Source organism: Mesotoga sp. BH458_6_3_2_1 (assembly GCF_003664995.1).
Lineage (GTDB): Bacteria > Thermotogota > Thermotogae > Petrotogales > Kosmotogaceae > Mesotoga.
Window position 1 is genome coordinate 1 of record NZ_JFHL01000036.1, and the last position, 1,014, is coordinate 1,014.

Annotated in this window: 1 protein-coding gene; it reads right to left on the reverse strand. The window is 47.1% G+C overall.

Features of this window, described 5'->3' with window-relative positions:
- Positions 1-212 precede the first annotated feature (212 nt).
- A partial coding sequence (locus Y697_RS14505) for a hypothetical protein (RefSeq protein WP_259462608.1) occupies positions 213-1,014 on the reverse strand: 802 nt, incomplete at its 5' end.

Below are 1,014 nucleotides of genomic sequence, written 5' to 3' on the forward strand. Positions count from 1 at the left end.
TCCATGTTGTCTGTTCCAAGCTCCAAGCAATAACAGTGGCACTGCCTTTGAATACCCGCAATTTGGTGTTCGCTGCACGCCAACAAGATCCGCTTGTAAGAAGACGCTTTTCGCTGTAAGCTGAGGGACAAAGATCCCTCCCGCGTATCCCATGATGGTCAGAAACGAGATTACCTAGCAAAGAGCCATTCAAGGACCTTTTCGTTTTGGTATCAATAGCTCTCCTGGTGTTCGAACGCGGAGAACGGAGAAGGGTCAACCGCGTGCCGGTTTTTTCCTACCCACTCTTGAATGACTTCCCTTGCATCACAGAGATCAGCTATTGTGATCGATTCGCCGAGTCTGGCTTCGTAAAAGCTCTGCAGACTTCCCCCGAAAAAGCCGAATAGATCGAGGATCATACCGGCGATAATGTATCTTCTGCTTTGCTCTACCTTGTCAAGGTTCTCTAGTGCTTTGCCTGCAAGAAAGTAGTTTTTCGGAGTCCGGGGATCGAGCCTCAGCAACTTCTGAACCCATGCGAGGGCGTCGAGAGGCCTCTCGGTTTCGAGGTAAAGATAAACAAGTTCTTCCACAGCTTTCATGTTGTCTTTATCTTCCGAAAGCGCTGCCCTGAACATCAGTTCGGATTTGTAAGGCTTTTTGCGCTTCTTGTAGATCTTTCCGAGAAAGACCATTCCTTCTATATCGTTCGGCTTTCTGGAATAATGCTCCTCGATAAAAGATTCAGCCGTCTCCGTGTAATCGAAGAGATAGGAAATATGGCCTAGATCCCACAGCTCTTCATCGTTCAGTGTCGCCCATCGCTCGAATTCCCTCGCGACAGATACACCCTTTTCAGCCTTAGAAGAACATAGGTTGTCTTCTCCGTTTTCAGTTTCTTCTCGAACACTCTCCTTCTTTGCGAGATCGGTTATTATCTCGTGATAAAGTTTAAACGCCTCATTCCATCTTCCATCCAGAAGCAAAGCCAAAGTCTTGGCTATTCTGTCTTCCATTACATCACTCCTCTTT